We start from the raw sequence: 18,570 nt of genomic DNA on the forward strand, positions 1-18,570 counted from the left end.
GAGATGGCACCGAGATCGACATCCGGATCGTCCGCCACCTGCGCGATCGGCGTGATGGCCAAGGCGCCGCGCAGCGGCCGCTCCAAGACGCGGCTGTGCCCGCCGCTGAGGCCCGACCATGCCGCGCTCCTGAGCGCCGCCTTCCTGTGCGACACGACCGCCAACATCCTGGAGGCGGCGCGCGCCGCGCCGATCGCCGCCTATGCGGCCTATGCGCCGCGCGGCGCCGAGGCGCTGGTGGTCCCACACATCGCATGCGGAACACGGCTCGTCGCGGCGGACGGCGACATTCCGGCCCCGGCGGCGGTCGAGGGCTTCGGCCGCTGCCTGCTGCAGGCCGTCGGGAGCATGCTCGCGGAGGGCCATGCGGCGGCCTGCGTGCTCAGCGCCGACATCCCGACACTGCCGACGCGCCTCCTCGTCCAGGCCGCCCGGATCCTGCTCGCGCCGGGGGACCGGGCCGTGCTCGGCGCCTGCGACGACGGCGGCTACTACATCCTCGGCCTCAAGCAGGCCCATGCCCGCCTCTTCGCCGACATCGCCTGGAGCACCGACACCGTCGCGGCCGCGACCCGCGCCCGGGCGCGCGAGATCGGCCTCGATCTCGTCGAGCTGGAGCCCTGGTACGACGTCGACGACGCGGCCTCGCTCGGCCGGCTTTCGGCCGACAGGACCGGCTTCGCCGCCCCGGCGACGCGTGCGGTTCTGGCGCGGCTCGCGGAGATGTCGGAGGCCGTGCCGGCATGACCCGGCTGCTCGCCAGTCCCGCACGCAGGCTTACGGCCCTCGGCCTCCTGCTGCTGGCCGTGAATGTCGGCGCGCTCGCGATCCACGTACCGGGCGCCGACACGGTCGGCTCGGTCACCCGCGCCAATGTCTTCGTCGGCAGCGTGGCGGTCGGCCTCGCGGTCTACCTCCTCGCCGTGCGCCTCGTGCTGCGGGAGCGGTTGCCGCGGGCCGCCCTGTGGACGATCCTCGGCGTCGCCGTGCTGATGCGGGCCGCGCTGCTGCCGGCGCCGCCGTTCCTGTCGAGCGACATCTACCGCTACGTCTGGGACGGGCAGGTTCAGGCTGCCGGGATCAACCCCTACCGCTACATACCGGCCGATCCGGCCCTCGAACGGCTGCGCGACGCGGCGGTCTACCCGCAGATCAACCGGAAGGATTACGCCCGCACGATCTACCCGCCCGCGGCGCAGATGGTGTTTGCCGCCGTAGGCCAGGTCTCGCACGGCGTCACCGGGATGAAGCTGGCGATGCTGGGCTTCGAGGCCCTGGGCGTGCTCGCGATGCTCGCGATCCTGCGCGGGGCCGGCCTGCCGTCGGCCCGGATCCTGATCTACGCCTGGAACCCGCTCGCCCTGTGGTCCTTCGCCTGCGACGGGCACGTCGACGCCGTGGCGATCGGCCTCCTCGGCTTCGCGCTGCTCGCCCGCACCCGCCGTCGGTACGGGCTCGCTGGCGCGCTCCTCGGCGCGGCGACCTTAGTCAAGGTTCTGCCCGTCGCGGTAGCGCCCGCCTTCGTACGTGGTGGCCGGCTGTGGCGGCCAATGCTCGTCGGTGCGGCCGTGATCGCGGTCCTCTACCTGCCCTATCTCGGCGCCGGCGCGAATGTGCTCGGATTCGCCGGGGGCTACGGGGCCGAGGAGGGGTACGAGACCGGCGCGGGCTACTGGCTGCTCGCCGGGCTTGGCCATCTCGGGCTCAGCCCACCGGGCCTGCTGCGGACCTATCTGGTCTGCGCCGGCCTGACGCTCACCGCGCTCGCGCTCCGGATCGCCTTCGGCCTGGACCGGCCACCTGCGCCCGACGCGGTCGCGCTGTGCCGCGATGCCGGGCTCCTCGCAGCCCTCACCACCTGCGCGGCGAGCCCGCACTACGCTTGGTACTACCCCTGGCTGGCGCTGCCCGCGGTGGTCGCGCCGGCCCCGGCCCTGATCTGGCTCGGCGCTGCGCCGATCTTGTTCCTGATCGATCCATTCAACGACCGCTCCCTCTGGCCATCGCTGGTCTTCGTCCCGGCTCTCGTCCTGGCCGCCCGTGCGCTGTGGCGGGCCCGCACCGCACCCCTCGCCGCTCTCCCGGAAGGAACCGCCCAATGACGGCCTCAGCCGCCCTGAAGGATCCGCGCCGCTACTTCGAGGCGATCGGTACCGACCGAGCCTCCGAGGCCGTGGCGCCTCCGGTCTGCCTCTATCTTGAGGTCACGAACCGCTGCAACCTGCTGTGCGAGACCTGCCCGCGCACCTTCGAGACCTTGGAACCCCCGGCCGACATGAGCTGGGATTTGTTCACGCGGATCGTCGACCAAGTGCCGAACGTCGCCCGGGTCGTGCTCCACGGGGTCGGCGAGCCGATGCTGGTCAAGGACCTGCCGCGCATGATCCGCTACCTCAAAGACCGCGACACCTACGTCCTGTTCAATACCAACGGCACCCTGCTGCAGCCCAAGCGCTTCCGGGAGCTGATCGACACCGGGCTCGACGAACTGCGCGTCTCCCTCGACGCCGCTGACCGGGCCTCGTACCGCAGGGTGCGCGGCAAGGATTTCTTCGACCGCATCGTGCGCGACGTCGGCAAGTTCGTCGCGTTCCAGAAGGCGTCCGGCGCCACGACGCCCCGGGTCTCGCTCTGGCTGACGGGTCTCAAGGAGACCGTGGACCAGCTCCCCGCCTTCGTGAGCTTGGCGGCCGAGATGGGCGTGACTGAGGTGCACCTGCAGCGCCTCGTCTTCGACGAGGCCGGGTACGGCATGGCCCGAGCCGACCTGTCGCTATTCGAGAGTGCGCGGGCCGAGGAGACCGCGGCGATCGCCGAGGCCGAGGCCCTGGGCCGCTCGCTGGGGGTGACGCTCGACGCCTCGGGCGCGACCGAGCCCGGGATCAGCCTGAAGCGGCAGGAGGACCGCGCCTGGGCCACCTGTCGGCGACCCTGGTCCCTGATGTACTTCACAGCCCACGGACGGGCGCTGCCCTGCTGCATCGCGCCCTTCTCGGTGCGCGGCTATTCCAACTACACGTTGGGCGACGCCACGCAGGCCACGCTCCGAGAGATCTGGAACGGCGAGGCCTATCGCGACTTCCGCACCTCGCTCCTCTCCGACGCGCCGCCCGCCCCGTGCCGGAACTGCGGCCTGCGCTGGAGTCTTTGAGCGATGCACCCGGTCAGCATCGTCATTCCGACCCTGAACGAGGCCGAGGCGATCGGCGCGGTGATCCGCGAGATCCCGCCGGCCTATGCAGCCGACATCATCGTCGCCGACAGCGGCTCGACCGACGGTACGCAGGCCATCGCCCGAGTCGCCGGCGCCCGGGTGATCGAGGTCGGACGCGGCTACGGGCGGGCCTGCGCGCTCGGAGCAGCCGCCGCCGATCCGGCCTCGCGCGTGATCGTCTACCTGGATGGGGACGGCGCGGACCGCGGCGACCTGATCGAGCGGATCGCCGCGCCGGTGCTCGCCGGCCACCACAACCTCGTCCTCGCCTCGCGCACCCTGGGGAGCCGCGAGCCCGGGTCGATGCTCTGGCACCAAGTTCTCGCCGGCCGCCTCGCAGGCCTCGGCATCGGCCTGCGCTACGGCGTCCGTTACACCGACATGTGCGCCTTCCGCGCCATCGACCGCGCGGCGCTGCGGGCCCTCGACTTGCGCGAGCTGACCTACGGCTGGAACATCGAGATGCAGATGCAGGCCGCGCGCGTGGGCCTGCGCATCCGCGAGGTGCCGATGCCCTACCGGCGCCGTCTGGGCGGATCCTCGAAGGTCGCGGGCTCGCTCGGTGGGACGCTTCGGGCGACCACGCGGATCGGGGCGACCTACCTGCGCGTCGCCGCTAGCCCGGCCCAGAGATCGTAAGGCCATGGCGTTCGACGCTTACCATGCACCGGGCGGTTGGGCAGGCGACATACGAGAGGACCGCGCCCTCCTCAGATCGCCGAGACGCGGGCCCACGCCCGGGCGGTCCTTCGCGCTGGCGGCATATCTGGCCCGTTGGTCGACATGCGCGCACCACGACCTCGCCGCGTCGGACTCGCAGTCGCTCTCACTCGCCGCGCTGCTGCGTCTTGCTGGTCCGGAGGACGTGAAGCGCTGGCAGAACGCGGACCTCGGCTACGCCGACCCGCGCGGCGCCTCTTGGTTACGCGCCGCGGTCGCCGAGCGGTACGTCGGCCTGAAACCCCATGACGTGCTCGTCAGTGCCGGCGCACAGGAAGCGGTGGCCTGCGTTCTGCGCGCGTTGCTCGGCCCGGACGACCATGCGGTGGTGGTGGTGCCGATCTACCAACCGTCCGAGCTCGTCGTGACGAGTTTATGCGCGGCGGATGGGGTCGCCCTGAGTTCGGACCGGCATTGGGCGCTCGACCTGGACCACCTCGCCAGCGTGATCCGGCCGAACACGCGGCTGGTGCTGGTGAACTTCCCTAACAGCCCGACAGGTGCGACCTTGGACCGGACGACCCTGGCTGGCTTGATCGACCTCTGCCGCCGGCACGGGCTCTGGCTTGTCAATGACGAGGTCTATCGCCAGACGGACGCCAACCCGGAGGGTGCCATCCCGCCAGTCATCGACGTGTACGAGCGTGGGATCTCGATTAACGGACTTTCGAAGGGTTTCGGGCTGCCGGGCCTGCGCGTCGGCTGGGTTGCCTGCCGAGACCGCGCCGTGCTCGAACGCGTCCTTGCCATCAAGAGCCTGTTGTCGAGCTGCCTCGCCGGCCCGAGCGAGGTCCTCGCGCATATCGCGTTGCGGGCCGAGCCGCGCATCACCGGGCGCGCCCGCGCGACAGGTCGCGGCAACCATCGCCGACTGCGCGCCCTGCTCGATCGCCATCCGGAACGGTTCGAGCCGGACGAACTGAGGAATCTGGCCTTCGCCTTTCCCCGTTTCCGCGGGCGGGAGGGCGCGGCCGCGTTCGCGCGGGCGGTCGCGTCAGAGGTGGGCCTGCTCGTATTGCCTTCCGTGTTGTGGCGTTCGTCGTTGGCGCCGGTCCCGGCGGACCGCCTGCGCCTCGGCCTCGGCCGGCGCGGCAGCGGTGCGGCGCTCGAAATCCTTGAGGATCACCTGCAACGGCGCTCGCACCGATGAGAGCCCACCCGAAGCGCGACCGGAACGTCGCGAAACCTGTCGGGCGCCTGGGTGTGGTCCTGCGCGGAGCATGGCGAGTGACGGGACGTCTTATCCGCGGGCTCAGGCTCGGCGTTATCGCCACTGCACTGCTCGCCCTGGGCATCCTGTTCCTGAACTACGGCGTGCTCTCGACGCCGCAGGCTCGCGCCTACCGCGACCTCGATCCGGCCGTCCCGGAGTGCAGCGAGGGCCTTCGGACCGGCTGGACCGTCCTCAGCGAGGTCGGCCGCGGCGCCCCGATGTCGTCCATGCTCGACGGCGACGGCTGGCGCGACCCGACCAACGACGAGGGCGCGCTCCGCGACGACCGGCGCTGGCGGACGCGACTACGGTGCGCCCTGCAGCGCCACGTCATCCCGTCCGCGCGCGGCGAGCGGCCGCTGGAGTACACGCTCGGCTTCCTGGAGTTCAAGGAGGACGGCGAGCCCTACGCCCTCGTGTCGCGCGCCGGCGGCAGCGACGTCGCCATCGACAGCGCCATGCTGCGCCACGCGATGGAGGGCGAGATGCACGCCCGCGGCGCGCCGGCTACGGGGCTCAAGCCAGTCATCACGCAGCTCGACGCTCTGACGCAGCACCTGGCCACCGGACGTCACTACGTCATCGCCTTCATCCACGGCTGGCGCCACGACGCCCAGGTCGGCGACGCCAACGTCGCGGATCTGCGCTTCTACGCGGCGCACGCCGCCCGCTTCCTACGCGATCGCTGTCGGAGCGATCCCGCCGCCTGCGGGATGGACGTCACCGCGGTCTACGTCGGCTGGCGCGGCGCCCGGGTCGACGAGCGCGGCCTGCGCGACAGGTTCGGGGCGGCGCTCGGTGGCTTCTTCGGCGAGCTCTCCGCGGCTGCGACCCTTTTCGACCGCAAACCCGTGAGTGAGGCGGTCGCACCCGCGGCCATATCCGCGCTGCGCACTCTGGAGGCGGCGTTGAGGAGGCCGGGCCCCGACGGGGCCGACCGGCACAACAAGCTCGTCGTGGCCGGCCACAGCCTTGGCGGCAACATGCTGGCGACCGGCCTCAAGGACGACCTCCTCAAGGCCGTGCGGCGCCACCGGTTCGGCGAAGCGATGCCGCCGGTGCTCGGCGACTTCGTGGTGCTCATCAACCCGGCCGCCGAAGCGAGCAAGTGGACGGCGGTCCAACGCGCCGTGTGGGAGCGCGTCGCGACGCCTGCCGACCCGGGCGCCACGCCCGGGGAGGTGGCGCATGACAGCGGCCTGTTCCCGCTGGACCAGCGCCCGGTGGTAATGTCGGTCACCGCGGCGCTCGCCTTCCCGGCGGGCGGGCTGCGGCCGGGCGATTGCGCCTGGATTGGCCTCGACGTCGACGACGGCTTCCAGGACGCCCGGGCACGCATCCGGCAGCGGCTCGCCGGCACCGACGCGATGTTCAACGCCGGCGTGGACTACGATTGGGCGACCCACGACCTGTTCCCGACCTTCAAGTTCGACTTCCGGCCCGCCGCGGGCTTTCTCGAACGAGCGGCCGCGCGCATTGAGCATAGGCCACCCCGCGGAATGAGCTGCGCGGTCCCACGCGAGGCGGATCTCCTCGACAGCGTTCTCACTTTACCCTTGCGGACCCTGTCGGTCCTGGCCGCGACCTTTCCGTTCCAGATCAGCCTGCCGGAGGAGTCGCACACGATCGGTAACCTCGACCCGCCGCGACCGGCCGCCGGCGTGCTCGCCGACGCGCGGCCCTCGGGCGCACCGTTCGGCACGACCCACGAGATGCTCGGTTTGGCGGCAACCGGCTCGGAGCGGCACCACGCCTACGCGACACTGGCTGACGCGGACATCGACTGCCCGCGCGCGAACGGTTGGTTGGTCCGCGCGCGTCGACGGCGGGTGAAGGAAGGTGGTCTCGGGTGGGACAGCCAGGACTTGGCACCGCCGCAGGCCGGGGCCGAGGGTCAGGGGTCGCCCGCGGTGCGCTTCCAGCACGGGTTACCGTTAACCGGCATCGCCCCGGTCACGCTGGCCAACGATCCGTTCTGGAATGTGCGCGCCTTCGACAACGCGCTATCGCGTCACGACGGATACCGGCTGTCATCCTTCATTTGCGCGCTGAGCCAGCTGGTCATGGACGACATCGTCGACGCGGCGCACGGCAACCAAACCGGCATGTCGTCCCCATGACGATGGCCCCTCGCGCCAAAGGATCAGTCCGGCGTTGCGGGAGGCTCTAATCTGTTACGACTCTCTCGGCGGACGCTTTGGGATAGCGGATGCATTGGTGGCGCGTGCGTGCTGGTGGGCGTGGTCGCGGCCAGCTTCATCAAGACGCGCGAGAACGAGGCAAGTTAGCCAGCCATCAATCCGGCAGCCGTCAAGGCCGGCTGATCGACGTAGAGGCGGCCCCCCGCACCCTTGGTGCGGGGGGCCGCAGGCGCAAGCTGCGACTCGACGTGTGGCAGGCCGTGCTCTCTACGCCGGACGATGTCTTCGTCACGGGGCAAGCCGATTGGGGTCTGCTACCGGGTGGCATGACTGAAATCCGGCTGGCGACCGTGCCTCGCTACCGGTTGGACGCTGCTGGGTTGGCTCGGGCGCGCTTAGGGGCGGGACTGCGTCGGATCTGTTGTCCCATATGCCCCATAGATGTGGTTGGGCTGAGCCGATGCGGCTCAAGTCTGCTTTCTGAAGCTGTGCTTTTGCTCCTGTATGATTTGATTGGGTCGGTTGGAGGACGGCTCCTTTTGCAGCGGAGCCCCTGAGTGCGGACAAGCTGCTTTCGACCAAATCCAGCCTGCTGGAATGCGCCACTGAATGACCGGGATGGGTGGGTAGGAGGCTGTCCGCTTTTGCGGCCGACTTGTCACGGAGCGGACCGGCCGCTTACGGCCAGCTCTGGTCATTCGTAAAAACTCGGAGTGCCCAACGCGGCCAGAATGAACAGGCGTTCTGCGGCCTGCTGGCGGTGACGGTGTAGCCGTGAAGGGCGCTTGTTGTGCCGGGGCTGAGCTGCAGGTCGCCGGTTATGGTTTAGCCCGTATGTGCGCAGAACCGTGGGGACGAGGGCGCTCTGGTTTCAAACACTTGCGCGGGGGCCAACCGGGCAGAACCGCTGGATGTACATGTGTAGGTGCGGGTGGATCCGTGCCGCGAGTGTGAGTGGGACGAGCAGGATAGGGCCGGCGGCCGGGTCGGTGAGCTGGCGGTTGTAAGTTGCAGTCATTTGGAAGCGGAGTTGTTTAGGAGCGAGGCAGCCGTTGCCCGACGATATTTTCATCTGCGAGTAGCCCACCGATCCTGGATGCGAAACCAACCAAATACGGCCGGCATGAACCACGCCTTGCCGGAGACGAGCGGCACCCACCGCGGCGGGCGGAAGTCGAGGGCTGATTGTCCCGCCTGATCGTTCAGGACCTGGAGCGCCGCCCTCTGGCCAGCCCATCGCGCCCAAACGACGCCCGATCCGCAGTAGCCCGCCGCGTAGCGGCGCCCGTCTCGCGCGAAGATGCGGGGGACCATGTCGCGGTTCATGGCAACGTTGCCGTACCAGCTGTGCTCGATCGCGACGCTGTCGAGCTGTGGGAAGATGTCGGCCAGCGCGCGCCGCAGGCTCGCCGTAGGCCACTCCGCCTCGCCGGCGATCGTCCCGTCCCGGCCGCCGAACAGGATGCGCGTCCCGTCGGGCGACGGCCGATAGTAATAGTGGAGCTTGCGCGTCTCCGAATACATCATGCGGCTCGGCATCAATTCGCCCATAAGGTTGGCCGAGAGCGGCACGGTCGCGATGATGCGGCTGCGCACGGGCACGAGCCGGCTGCGCAGCCACCGGTCGAACCGATCCGTGTAGCCGTTGGTGCCGACGATCACGTGGCTGGCGCGGACCGCGCCCCGCGTGGTCAGGACCTCGTAGCCCCCGGCCTCGCCCCGGATGCCGAGAACGGCGGTCTCGCCGTGCACGAGGGCGCCCGCGTCCCGGGCGAGGCGGAGCATCGCGGCGTGCAGTTTCGCCGGATGAAGGCCGCCGATGTCCATGCGGACGTTACCGCCGTGGTAGAACGCCGTGCCGATGTAACTGCGCTGCTCGCCGCGCGCGACCGAGTGGGCCTCGATGCCGAACGCGCCGCGCAGGTGATCGGCCTCCCGCGCCAGGCGCTCGTAGTCGACGGCGCGGGAGGCGCCGGCGAAGCGGCCGACGAGCTTGAAGTCGCAGTCGATCCCCTCCTCGGCGATGAACCGGTACAGGTCCTCACGCGCCGCCTTAGCCTCGGCCACGAGGGCGCCCGCGCGCTCGTGGCCGAACCGCTTCGTCAACTCGGCGAGTGACAGGCGCAAATTCCCGCTCGTGATTCCGCCGTTGCGGGACGAGGCGCCCTCGCCGGGCCTCTGCCGGTCGAAGACCTGAACGCTGCGGCCAGCCCGGGCCAGCGTTAGCGCCGCGGACAGTCCCGTATAGCCCGCGCCGACGATGACCACGTCGGAGCTGTCGCGCACGGGCAAAGGGTCAGATTCGGCCAGAGGTGCCGCCCGCCACCAGTACGGCTCGTTCCTGATCATGGACGCTCCCTTCGACGGCCGGCGAGACCACGCTCCGATCTCCGGCGTGAGTATGCAAGCGCGGGGCTAGACCGCGGACCACCGCTACAGCACGTCGCTTGTGCGACACGTCGTAAATGCGGTCAGAATTGCCTGCGATTTCCGCTAGCCCGACAGTATTTCCTGCGCCTACACTCTTCCCCGAGGTGATGGGAGCGCGCGGTGCCGAAGCTGTCCACGACCCCGACGCGGCGCGGCCTCATGGTGGGCAGTGCAGCGTTGCTCGCCATGCCGGCCGTGATCACGAACCCCGCCCGGGCGGCCACGCAACTGCGGGTGCGCACGCCCGGCGGCTCGTTTGACGAGATCAAGCGCAGGACCGTCTACGAGCCGTTCCTGAAAGAGACCGGTATCGAGATCGTTCCCGTCCCGAGCACGGTGGGCAAATTGCTCGCTATGTATAAAGCCGGGCAGGTCGAGATCGACTGCATCGACACCGGCAATGACGCCAACCTCATGCTGGAGGAGGCGGGCGCGCTCGTCCCGATCGACTACGGCGCGTTTCGATACACGAAGCTCGAGGACATCGAGCCAAGCCTGAAGCTCAGCCATCAGGTCGGCTCGTTCGTGTACGCGTTCGTGCTCTGCTACCGCACGGACGTGTTCAAGCCCGGCTCCGAGCCAAAATCCTGGGCCGAGTTCTGGGACACGCAGGCGTTTCCCGGGCCGCGCACGCTGGCCGGGATCGAGTCCGGAGCCCCGAACCTCGAGATCGCGCTCCTCGCCGACGGCGTTGCGATGGACAAGGTCTACCCCGTCGACATCGACCGCGCCCTCAAATCCATGGGCCGGATCAAGTCCAGCGTCCCCAAGTTCTGGGATACCGGCGCGCTGTCCGCGCAGATGCTGGCCGACAAGGAGGCCGTGCTCGGCGTGCTCTGGAACACCCGCGCTCAGGCCTCCATCGACGGCGGCGCACCGCTCGGCATCCAGTGGAACCAGAACCAGGTCTTGGTGCAGTCCTACGCCATACCCAAGGGGGCCAAGGCGCCCGAGGCCGCGCTCAAGTTCATCGATTACTCGATCAGCGAGGACGTACAGAAGCGCTGGCTGGCCGAGTACAAGGCGATCCCCGTCAACACCAAGGTCTACCCGCACACGTCCAATCTCCTGATCGATCCCGCAACCGGCACGCCCTGGACCGTGTCGAAGGGCTTCAGGAACGACATCAACTGGTGGTCGGCCAACCGAACCAAAGTGAGCCGCGCTTGGTCGAACTGGGTGCTGTGATCGGACAGGACGCGATCGTGCCGGGTGCAGTCGGCCTCACCCGCCCGCGCGAGCACGTGGCGGCCGCGGCAGTCACTGGACCGGCCGGCAAAGCGCTGGAGCTCCAGGGGCTGACCAAGATCTACGGCTCCGAGACCGTCGTCGACCGCTTCGAGACCCACATCAAGGCGGGCGAGTTCTTCTCGCTGCTCGGCCCCTCCGGCTCGGGCAAGACCACGACCCTGATGATGGTCGCGGGATTCGCGTCGATTGACGCCGGGCGCCTCCTGGTCGACGGGGTCGACCTCGCGGCCGTGCCCCCGGAGCGGCGCGGCTTCGGCATGGTCTTCCAGAACTACGCGATCTTCCCGCACATGGACGTGTTCGAGAACGTGGCGTTCCCGCTCAGGGCGCGCGGAATGCCGAAGGCGCTCGTGCGCGAGCGGGTCGCGGCCGCGCTCGACCTTGTCCAACTCAGGCACCTGTCCGACCGCTACGCGCGCCAGCTCTCGGGCGGCCAGCAGCAGCGCGTGGCCATCGCCCGGGCGATCGTGTTCCAGCCGCCCGTCGTGCTGATGGACGAGCCCCTGGGCGCCCTCGACAAGAACCTCCGCTACGACCTGCAGGTCGAGATCAAGGAGATCCAGCGGCGGCTCGGAATGACGGTCCTCTATGTTACCCACGACCAAGAGGAGGCGATGAACCTGTCCGATCGCGTGGCGATCATGAGCCGCGGCCGCGTCGAGCAGATCGGCGCGCCCCGCGACGTCTACGAGCGCCCGGTCAACGCCTTCACCGCCCGGTTCCTGGGCGAGGCGAACCTCCTGCCGGGCAGGATTGTGACGCCCGGCCCGGACCGCATCGCATTCCAGCTCGAGGATGGGGCAGTGCTGCACGCGGATGGAGCGGCGACCCGCGGGGCGGGGACCGAGGGTCAGCTGTTCGTGCGCCCGGAGAAGCTGACGCTGCACCCCTCAGCCGATCTGCCGCGCGAGGCGGTCAACCGCCTGAGCGGCACGGTGCGGCGCGCGTCCTTCCTCGGCAGCGTCGTGCGCTACGCGGTCGAGACGGCGAGCGGCGCGCTCGTGACAGCCGACGCCCCGAACGTGGCCGCCCATCACCACCCAGAGCCCGGCGAGCGCGTCGCCCTCGCGTGGTCCCCGGCCGACACGGTCATCCTACCGCCGGACGCCGCGTGATGGGACGGGACCGGACGTGGCTCCTGCTCCTGCCCGCGCTCGGCCTGCTCGCGCTGCTGTTCCTCACGCCGCTCGCCTGGTTCCTGGCGCGGACCCTGTTCATCGAGACGACGCCCGCCGAGGTGCCCGAGCTCTTCGTCGACGTCCTCACCGCGCGCGCGATGCAGGTCGCCGCGCTCACGACGCTCTGGGTCTCGGTCCTCGTCACGCTCGCGACGCTGGTGATCGGCTACCCAATCGCATTCTACCTGGCCAATCGCCGCGGCTGGCGCGCCGCGCTCGTCGTGTTTTGCGTGATCGTGCCGTACTTCACCAGCGTGATCGTGCGGACCTACGCGCTGACCGTGGTGCTCGGCCGCAGCGGGCTCGTCAACGAGCTCCTGGGCGCGTCGGGGCTCATCGGAGCGCCCCTCGCGCTCCTGTACAATACCTTCGGGATCGTGGTCGGCATGACCTACGTGCTGCTGCCCTACATGGTGCTGACGCTCTACGCGACCATGAAGGCGATCGACCCCAACCTGCTGCGGGCCGGGCGCGCCCTCGGGGCGAGCCCCCTCTATCTGTTCCGGCGCGTCTATCTCCCGCTGTCGGTCCCGGGGATCGTGTCGGGCTCGCTCATCGTCCTCATCCTGGCGCTCGGCTTCTTCATCACGCCCGCCCTGATGGGTGGGCCCAGCAACGTCACCGTCGCGATGTTGATCGAGCGGGCGGTCGAGATCCTGATCGACTGGCCGAGCGCGGCCGTGATGTCGGTGGTGCTACTCGTCGCGACCCTGATCCTCTTCGCGATCTACGCCCGCGTGACGGATCTGCGCCGCATGATGGGGGCCTGAGCGTGCGCGCCGCGCTGCCGCTGTTCGTCGGATGCGCCTGCCTGCTCCTGATCCTGCCGATCGTCATCGTGGTGGTGCTGGGCTTCAGCGGCGGCACCCTCCTGCGCTTCCCGCCCACGTCCCTGTCGCTGCGCTGGTTCGCGGCCTTCCTCGGCGATCCGGCCTGGCGCGCCGCGCTGTGGTCGAGCCTCGCGATCGGCGGTGTGGCTTGCGTCGTCGCCACCGGGGTAGGGTTCCTAGCTGCCTACGCGCTCGTGCGCGGCGCGTTTCCGGCCAAGCGGCTGATCCTGGCCGTCGCGCTCCTGCCGATCGTCTCGCCGACCGTCGTGACGGCGATCGCCATGTACTACGCGTCCGCGCGCCTCGGGATGGTCGGAAGCGTAATCTGGGTCGGCCTGTGCCACGCGGTGATCGCCTTCCCGGTCGTCCTGCTGATCCTGTTGTCCGCGCTGCAGTCCGTCGACCTGCGCTTGGAGCAGGCGGCCCTGAGCCTGGGCGCCAGCCGCGCCCGGACCATGCGCACCGTCGTCGTGCCGCTCGCCGCACCCGGCCTCGCGTCGGCCGCCCTGTTCGCGTTTCTGACCTCCTTCGACGAGCTCGTCATCTCGCTCTTTCTCACCAACGCTGCCACCCAGACCCTGCCGGTGCGCATCTGGAACAGCCTGCACATGCAGGTGGAGCCGACGGTGGCGGCGGTCAGCGCGTTCCTGATCGGCGTCACGGGCGTGATTCTGGGCGTCGACGCGCTCCTGCGCCGGCGCCGGGACGCCTGACCCCATGCACGGGATCCCCCCGCTCCCACGATCCCGCCCGCATCGCGCGGGCGACGCGCGCGGTCCGCGGTCGCCGCGGCGAGATCCGAATGCGATTTCCTCGGCCGATCTCGGTCGGGCCACCGCCTATCCTCGGCCGCCGGAGACGCCGCATGAGCGATGATAACAACGCGATCGTCCTCGGCGCGGGCGTGGTCGGGCTGTCAACCGCGCTCTACCTCCGGCGCGTCGGCCGAGATGTGACCGTGATCGATCCGCTGCCGCCGGGCGGCGGCGCCTCCTACGGCAACGCGGGCATGATCAGCGCCGACACGGCCTCGCCGATCGCGATGCCCGGCATGCTACGCCAGGTGCCCGGCTGGCTTCGGGACAAGAAGGGTCCCCTCGTCGTCCACCCCTCCTACTTGCCCACCGCGCTGCCTTGGCTGATGCGCTGGATCAAGGAGGGACGGATCGAGCGGGTCCTGGCGATCTCGGACGCGCTGCGCGCCCTCCACAAGGACGCGTTCGCCTGCTGGCAGGACCTGATCGGACCGCAGGTGTTCGGCGAGCTTGTCCGGCGCACCGGTCAGATCCAGGTCTGGGACGGCGAGGGCGAGAGCGCGGGCGCGGGCGTTGAGCGGCAGATCCGCGAGCGGCACGGGATCGAGGCGCAGATGCTCGGTGCCGACGACCTGCAGCAGATGGTGCCCGGCATCTCCCGCGCCGTGCGGCGCGCGCTCCTCGTGCCCGGCAACGGCTACACGATCAGCCCCGCCCGGCTCATCGGGGCTCTAGCGGACCGGCTGCGCGCGGAGGGCGGCACGATCGTGGCCGAGCGGGCCCTGAAACTCATCCCGCGCGAGGGCGGCGGCTTCACAGTCTGGACCAATGTCGCGAACCGAGCCGGCGCCGACGTCGTGGTCGCGGGCGGGGCATGGTCGAAGGCGCTGCTCGACCCGCTCGGCGTGCGCGTGCCGCTCGAGACCGAGCGCGGCTATCACGCCATGCTGCCCACGCCGTCGATCGAACCGCGCTACACGATCAGCTACAAATCGCGCGGCTTCGGGGTGACGCCGATGGTAGGTGGCCTGCGCGCGGCCGGAACGGTCGAGTTCGCGGGGCTCGACGCCCCGCCGGACGAGACCCGCGCCCGGATCCTGGCCGAGCACGCGCGCGCGCTCTTCCCCGGCCTCACCCACGGGGAGCCGCAGCTGTGGCTCGGGTTCCGGCCTTCACTCCCGGATACGCTGCCCGTGCTCGGTCCGGTCCCTCAGCAGCCGGGCCTACACCTCGCGTTCGGCCACGGCCACTACGGCATGACCGCCGGTCCGCCGAGCGGGCGCTTGGTCGCCACGCTAATGGCACAGCGCGCGGCCCCGATCGATCCGGCTCCCTACGCCGTCGGCCGCTTCGCGTCCTGAGCGCGAGCGCGGCCCCTCGCCCTGAGGCGGCCCCAGCGACGATGACACGGCGAAGTCTCAAGCGGAGGGTGAGGCCGCCCCAGGAGGCCGAGCGCACCTTCGCCTCGTTCGCGGCGGGTATCGAACCCTCAGCCGCAGGGCCAATCGGACACAGCCTCCGGGAATTAGAGGTCGCGCCACGACACCGGCGCGCTCGCGATCATGCCAGCGCGCGCCATGAAGTTGGCGAACTTCATCACGTTATGCGGGGCGAAGCTCCAGTTGATCCCGGGCTCGTCCAGGACGCGCGCGGCGACCTCGAGCTGCAGCTTCGATCCGGTGGTGGCGACCCTCACGCCGCGCCGGGCGAAGGTCACGGCAGTGGCCTTACCATTGCCCCACCAGGGCAACTGCGAGCCGCAGCCGGTGATGAGCGCGACCTTGCCGTGGAGGGAGAAGGGGGCTGTCATCGGTCAGCCCGCCCCGCACGCATGTCGTCGGCGGAGCTGATGCCGAGCGCTTCGAGGAAGCGCGAGACCATGTTGTAGGCCCCGACCGTCGCGGTGAGCTCGACGATCGCCCGCGGGTCGAAGTGGGTGCGCAGGTCCGCGAACACGTCAGCCGGCACGTGGATGGTTCGGGTCATCGCATCGCAGTAGGCCAGGGCCGCGCGCTGCGCCGGCTCGAACACGTCGGACGCCCTCCAGTCGGGGAGGGCGTCGACCTGCGCTTGGTGCACCCCCTCGCGCAGCGCGATCGGGATATGCTGCTCGGCCTCGTAGGGCGCCCCGTTGAGGTGGGCAACCTGCAGAATCACGAGCTCGCGCAGCGCGCCCGGCAGATCGCAGCGCTGGCGAATCGCACTGAGGAAGTGCAGCCAACCGTCGGCCACCGGCGGGCTGTGCAGCAGCATGGCGTAGAGGTGCAGCACCCCGCCGCGCTGGGCGGTGATGCGGGCGACGAGCTCGGCCGTCTCGGGTCGATCCGGGTCGGCGTAGGGAAGGCGGGCCATCTGTATCCCTTCCGTGTCGGTGAGTCGGGGATCGCGCCGGAGCGACGGGAAGAGGGGGGACAGGATCTCCGCGCGGCACGGCGGGGTTCGACGACGGCACGACGCCCAGCACGAGCCTCGCGTGTCGTCCTCAACCAGGGCGATCCCGCGTGCTGCGATCGGGGCTGGCCGGAACCTTACGGCTTCCGATTCCGACCGTGCGGTCGCACAGAGCCGACGGTCACGCCTCGCCCTCGAGCGTGTGGGAGAACATGGTGTGCCCGGGCGTCTCCAAGTCGGCTTGCAGGATGACGCCTGAGCCGGACTCGGTGATGAACAGCGCGCGTCCATCCGCGCCGCCGAACGCCACGTTAGTAGTATGCAGACCGGCGCAGGAGGCGATGCGCAACACCGGTTCCCCCGTGGCGTCGAACAGCCAGACGGTGCCCTTCCCGGCATGGGCGACGGCGAGGCGGCCCTCCGCGTCGAGGGCGAGCCCGTCCGGCCCCGCCCCGCCCGACATCTGGATGAAGGTGCCCACCTTGGCGGCCGTCCCATCCCGCATCAGCGGGATCCGCCAGACCGCGTTGGCCCGCGTAACTGCCAGGTACACCGTGTCCTCGGTGAGGTTCATGACGAGGCCGTTCGGGCTCGGGATGCCGTCCAGGATGCAGGTCACGGACCCGTCCGCCCGAACGCGGAAAAGGCGTCCGCCGGGGTCCTGCCAGCCAGTTAGGCCCTGATCGGTGAAGAAGAGATCGCCATCGCGAGAGAAGAAGAGATCGTTGACGCCCCGGAACCGCTCGGGGCCGACCCGCAGGAGGAACGGCCGGACCGTGCCGGAGGCGGGGTCGACGACCATAATGCCGTTCTTGTAGTCGGCGATCAATATCCGGCCGTCACGGTGGATCTTGAGGCCGTTCGGCCAACCATCGTACTCGGCTACGATGGTGAAACCGCCGTCCGGCGCCACGCGCAAGATGCGTCCGTTCGGGATGTCGACACACCAGAGATTGCCGTCCCGGTCGAAGGACGGCCCCTCCAGGAACGACCCGATCGGCATGCGCCCGGGCTGCGTGCGGATCCACTCGTTCTCCGCCGTGGCCACCCGCCACGCCTCGGGGTATGTGGCGAAGACACTCGTTGGGCAGATAGGCGGGGCTGCGTACATCGTGACCTCCGTCTAAGAGCTTAAGCGCGGCGCAGCGCGGGGACGACCGCTGGGGCGGGGAGGTCGCCACCGATCGGGGCGTGCGTCAGGGTCAGCGTGATTACGGCCCCGGTCACCAGCAGCACGCCACCGGCCACGAAGGCGAGGTCGTAGCTACCCGTCGCCGCGATGATGTAGCCCGTGGCGATTGGCGCGATGAGGCCGAACATGTTCCCGCCGGTGATCTGGATCGCCATGGCCTTGCCAGCACTCGCCGGCGACCGCAGCAGATCGGCGGCCAGGGCAATGTTGAGCGAGATGCCCGTCGCCAATCCGGTCAGCGAGATGGTGATCAGGCCCAGGATCATCGGCGTGCTGTCGACGAACGGTGCCGCCAAGATCACGGCCGCGCTGAGCATCGACACGACGACGATGCGCCGCCGCCGCCCCGTGCTGGAGCCGCCCTCCGCGGCCAGCGCACGATCGCTCAGATGGGCGAGGACCCACGCGAAGACCGTTGCCGCGAAGTACGGGAACGCCGTGAACAGGCCCGACTTTACGATCGACATGTGCTTGACGTTGGCGAGATAGCTCGGAAGCCAGGTCAGGAACACGATCTGCGTGTAGACGGCGCAGCCCTGCGTGACGGCGACGGCGATCATACTGCGCGAGCGCAACAGCACGCCAAACCCGTCGGCCGAGCCACCGGATTTCGCCCCGGAATCGCGCTCACGCAGGATGAAGGCGCGCTCGTCCTCGCCGACGAAGGTTGCCGTCTCCGGCCCGCGATACCAGACCAACCAGCCGACCAGCCAAACCAAGCCCAGCAAGCCGGCCGTATAGAAACCCCACCGCCAGCCGTGGACTGACACCACCCACCCGAGCAGCAAGGTCCCGAACGCAGGACCCGCGTAGCCGCCGCTGTTGAGCATCGTGGCCGCCAGACCGAACTCGGATCGCGGCGCCCAATCCCGCAACACGCGACCGCCCGCTGGATAGGTGGACGCCTCCGCCGCGCCCATCAGCATGCGCGAGCCGAGAAGGCTGACGAAGCCGGACGCGAGCCCTGTGAGAATCGTCGCGCCGGACCACACGAGCACACCGACGCCGTTGACCACCTTCGCCCCGTAGCGATCGGTCAGAAATCCGCATGGGATCAAGCAGACGACATACGTCCAGAGATAAGCTGAGAACAGGTAACCGACCTGTACCGGACTCAGATTGTATTCAGCCGCGATCGCCGGCGCCGCGACCGACAGCGCGACGCGGTCCACATAATTGAAGACAACAAGCAAGAAAATGCCAATATACAGAAAATAACGGCGCTTGCTCATTAGCACATCCCGCTGCATTCGAT

At 69.6% G+C, this 18,570-nt stretch carries 16 protein-coding genes; 11 read left to right on the top strand and 5 right to left on the bottom strand.

Features of this window, described 5'->3' with window-relative positions:
• Positions 1–3 precede the first annotated feature (3 nt).
• The 6 genes from ACYQPG_RS17115 (at position 4) to ACYQPG_RS17140 (ending at position 7,267) form a co-directional block, all read left to right on the top strand.
• On the top strand, positions 4–747 hold the full coding sequence (locus tag ACYQPG_RS17115) for a TIGR04282 family arsenosugar biosynthesis glycosyltransferase (protein WP_461231310.1): 744 nt from the start codon (positions 4–6) through the stop codon (positions 745–747).
• On the top strand, positions 744–2,102 hold the full coding sequence (locus tag ACYQPG_RS17120) for a glycosyltransferase 87 family protein (RefSeq protein ID WP_461231311.1): 1,359 nt from the start codon (positions 744–746) through the stop codon (positions 2,100–2,102). The genes ACYQPG_RS17115 and ACYQPG_RS17120 overlap by 4 nt, the downstream gene beginning before the upstream one ends.
• Positions 2,099–3,151: a radical SAM/SPASM domain-containing protein gene (locus tag ACYQPG_RS17125; protein WP_447673309.1), complete on the top strand. Its 1,053-nt coding sequence runs from the start codon at positions 2,099–2,101 to the stop codon at positions 3,149–3,151. Before ACYQPG_RS17120 ends, ACYQPG_RS17125 begins: the two co-directional genes overlap by 4 nt.
• Before the next feature lie 3 nt (positions 3,152–3,154).
• Positions 3,155–3,853 (top strand): glycosyltransferase family 2 protein, encoded by a 699-nt coding sequence (locus ACYQPG_RS17130; protein ID WP_147940304.1) that lies wholly within the window; start codon positions 3,155–3,157, stop codon positions 3,851–3,853.
• Between the two features lie 4 nt (positions 3,854–3,857).
• Positions 3,858–5,084: a pyridoxal phosphate-dependent aminotransferase gene (locus ACYQPG_RS17135; protein WP_461231312.1), complete on the top strand. Its 1,227-nt coding sequence runs from the start codon at positions 3,858–3,860 to the stop codon at positions 5,082–5,084.
• Positions 5,085–5,161: 77 nt separating this feature from the next.
• Positions 5,162–7,267 (top strand): hypothetical protein, encoded by a 2,106-nt coding sequence (locus ACYQPG_RS17140; RefSeq protein WP_461231313.1) that lies wholly within the window; start codon positions 5,162–5,164, stop codon positions 7,265–7,267.
• A gap of 1,089 nt (positions 7,268–8,356) precedes the next feature.
• On the opposite strand, the gene ACYQPG_RS17145 is transcribed toward ACYQPG_RS17140, so the two are convergent.
• A complete protein-coding gene (locus tag ACYQPG_RS17145) occupies positions 8,357–9,637 on the bottom strand; it encodes an NAD(P)/FAD-dependent oxidoreductase (RefSeq protein WP_267428607.1) in 1,281 nt (426 codons plus the stop codon).
• Positions 9,638–9,838: 201 nt separating this feature from the next.
• On the opposite strand from ACYQPG_RS17145, the gene ACYQPG_RS17150 reads away from it, so the two are divergent.
• The 5 genes from ACYQPG_RS17150 (at position 9,839) to ACYQPG_RS17170 (ending at position 15,093) form a co-directional block, all read left to right on the top strand.
• Complete coding sequence (locus ACYQPG_RS17150; protein ID WP_461231314.1) at positions 9,839–10,906, top strand: ABC transporter substrate-binding protein; 1,068 nt, start codon at positions 9,839–9,841, stop codon at positions 10,904–10,906.
• A complete protein-coding gene (locus ACYQPG_RS17155) occupies positions 10,885–12,084 on the top strand; it encodes an ABC transporter ATP-binding protein (RefSeq protein ID WP_461231315.1) in 1,200 nt (399 codons plus the stop codon). Before ACYQPG_RS17150 ends, ACYQPG_RS17155 begins: the two co-directional genes overlap by 22 nt.
• Positions 12,084–12,917 (top strand): ABC transporter permease, encoded by an 834-nt coding sequence (locus tag ACYQPG_RS17160; protein WP_461231316.1) that lies wholly within the window; start codon positions 12,084–12,086, stop codon positions 12,915–12,917. The genes ACYQPG_RS17155 and ACYQPG_RS17160 overlap by 1 nt, the downstream gene beginning before the upstream one ends.
• A 2-nt stretch (positions 12,918–12,919) precedes the next feature.
• Positions 12,920–13,690: an ABC transporter permease gene (locus ACYQPG_RS17165; protein ID WP_461231317.1), complete on the top strand. Its 771-nt coding sequence runs from the start codon at positions 12,920–12,922 to the stop codon at positions 13,688–13,690.
• A 152-nt stretch (positions 13,691–13,842) separates the two neighbouring features.
• Entirely contained in the window at positions 13,843–15,093 is a 1,251-nt protein-coding gene (locus tag ACYQPG_RS17170) for an NAD(P)/FAD-dependent oxidoreductase (protein WP_461231318.1), read from the top strand.
• A 164-nt stretch (positions 15,094–15,257) separates the two neighbouring features.
• On the opposite strand, the gene ACYQPG_RS17175 is transcribed toward ACYQPG_RS17170, so the two are convergent.
• The 4 genes from ACYQPG_RS17175 to ACYQPG_RS17190 all read right to left on the bottom strand — a co-directional run bounded on the left by ACYQPG_RS17175 (position 15,258) and on the right by ACYQPG_RS17190 (position 18,547).
• Complete coding sequence (locus ACYQPG_RS17175) at positions 15,258–15,542, bottom strand: hypothetical protein (protein WP_461232538.1); 285 nt, start codon at positions 15,540–15,542, stop codon at positions 15,258–15,260.
• A complete protein-coding gene (locus tag ACYQPG_RS17180; protein WP_461231319.1) occupies positions 15,539–16,084 on the bottom strand; it encodes a carboxymuconolactone decarboxylase family protein in 546 nt (181 codons plus the stop codon). The genes ACYQPG_RS17175 and ACYQPG_RS17180 overlap by 4 nt, the downstream gene beginning before the upstream one ends.
• A 220-nt stretch (positions 16,085–16,304) precedes the next feature.
• Positions 16,305–17,234 (bottom strand): SMP-30/gluconolactonase/LRE family protein, encoded by a 930-nt coding sequence (locus ACYQPG_RS17185; protein WP_461231320.1) that lies wholly within the window; start codon positions 17,232–17,234, stop codon positions 16,305–16,307.
• A gap of 20 nt (positions 17,235–17,254) precedes the next feature.
• On the bottom strand, positions 17,255–18,547 hold the full coding sequence (locus ACYQPG_RS17190; RefSeq protein WP_461231321.1) for an MFS transporter: 1,293 nt from the start codon (positions 18,545–18,547) through the stop codon (positions 17,255–17,257).
• Positions 18,548–18,570: the final 23 nt, after the last annotated feature.

The organism is Methylobacterium sp. CM6246 (genome assembly GCF_054818005.1).

What these genes read in the sequence shown, in the direction of transcription:
- ACYQPG_RS17135 (WP_461231312.1), top strand. Translation starts at nt 3,858, where the DNA reads ATGGCGTTCGACGCTTACCATGCACCGGGCGGTTGGGCAGGCGACATA.
- ACYQPG_RS17175 (WP_461232538.1), bottom strand. Translation starts at nt 15,542, where the DNA reads ATGACAGCCCCCTTCTCCCTCCACGGCAAGGTCGCGCTCATCACCGGC.
- ACYQPG_RS17185 (WP_461231320.1), bottom strand. Translation starts at nt 17,234, where the DNA reads ATGTACGCAGCCCCGCCTATCTGCCCAACGAGTGTCTTCGCCACATAC.
- ACYQPG_RS17170 (WP_461231318.1), top strand. Translation starts at nt 13,843, where the DNA reads ATGAGCGATGATAACAACGCGATCGTCCTCGGCGCGGGCGTGGTCGGG.
- ACYQPG_RS17115 (WP_461231310.1), top strand. Translation starts at nt 4, where the DNA reads ATGGCACCGAGATCGACATCCGGATCGTCCGCCACCTGCGCGATCGGC.
- ACYQPG_RS17130 (WP_147940304.1), top strand. Translation starts at nt 3,155, where the DNA reads ATGCACCCGGTCAGCATCGTCATTCCGACCCTGAACGAGGCCGAGGCG.
- ACYQPG_RS17120 (WP_461231311.1), top strand. Translation starts at nt 744, where the DNA reads ATGACCCGGCTGCTCGCCAGTCCCGCACGCAGGCTTACGGCCCTCGGC.
- ACYQPG_RS17180 (WP_461231319.1), bottom strand. Translation starts at nt 16,084, where the DNA reads ATGGCCCGCCTTCCCTACGCCGACCCGGATCGACCCGAGACGGCCGAG.
- ACYQPG_RS17160 (WP_461231316.1), top strand. Translation starts at nt 12,084, where the DNA reads ATGGGACGGGACCGGACGTGGCTCCTGCTCCTGCCCGCGCTCGGCCTG.
- ACYQPG_RS17125 (WP_447673309.1), top strand. Translation starts at nt 2,099, where the DNA reads ATGACGGCCTCAGCCGCCCTGAAGGATCCGCGCCGCTACTTCGAGGCG.
- ACYQPG_RS17190 (WP_461231321.1), bottom strand. Translation starts at nt 18,547, where the DNA reads ATGAGCAAGCGCCGTTATTTTCTGTATATTGGCATTTTCTTGCTTGTT.
- ACYQPG_RS17145 (WP_267428607.1), bottom strand. Translation starts at nt 9,637, where the DNA reads ATGATCAGGAACGAGCCGTACTGGTGGCGGGCGGCACCTCTGGCCGAA.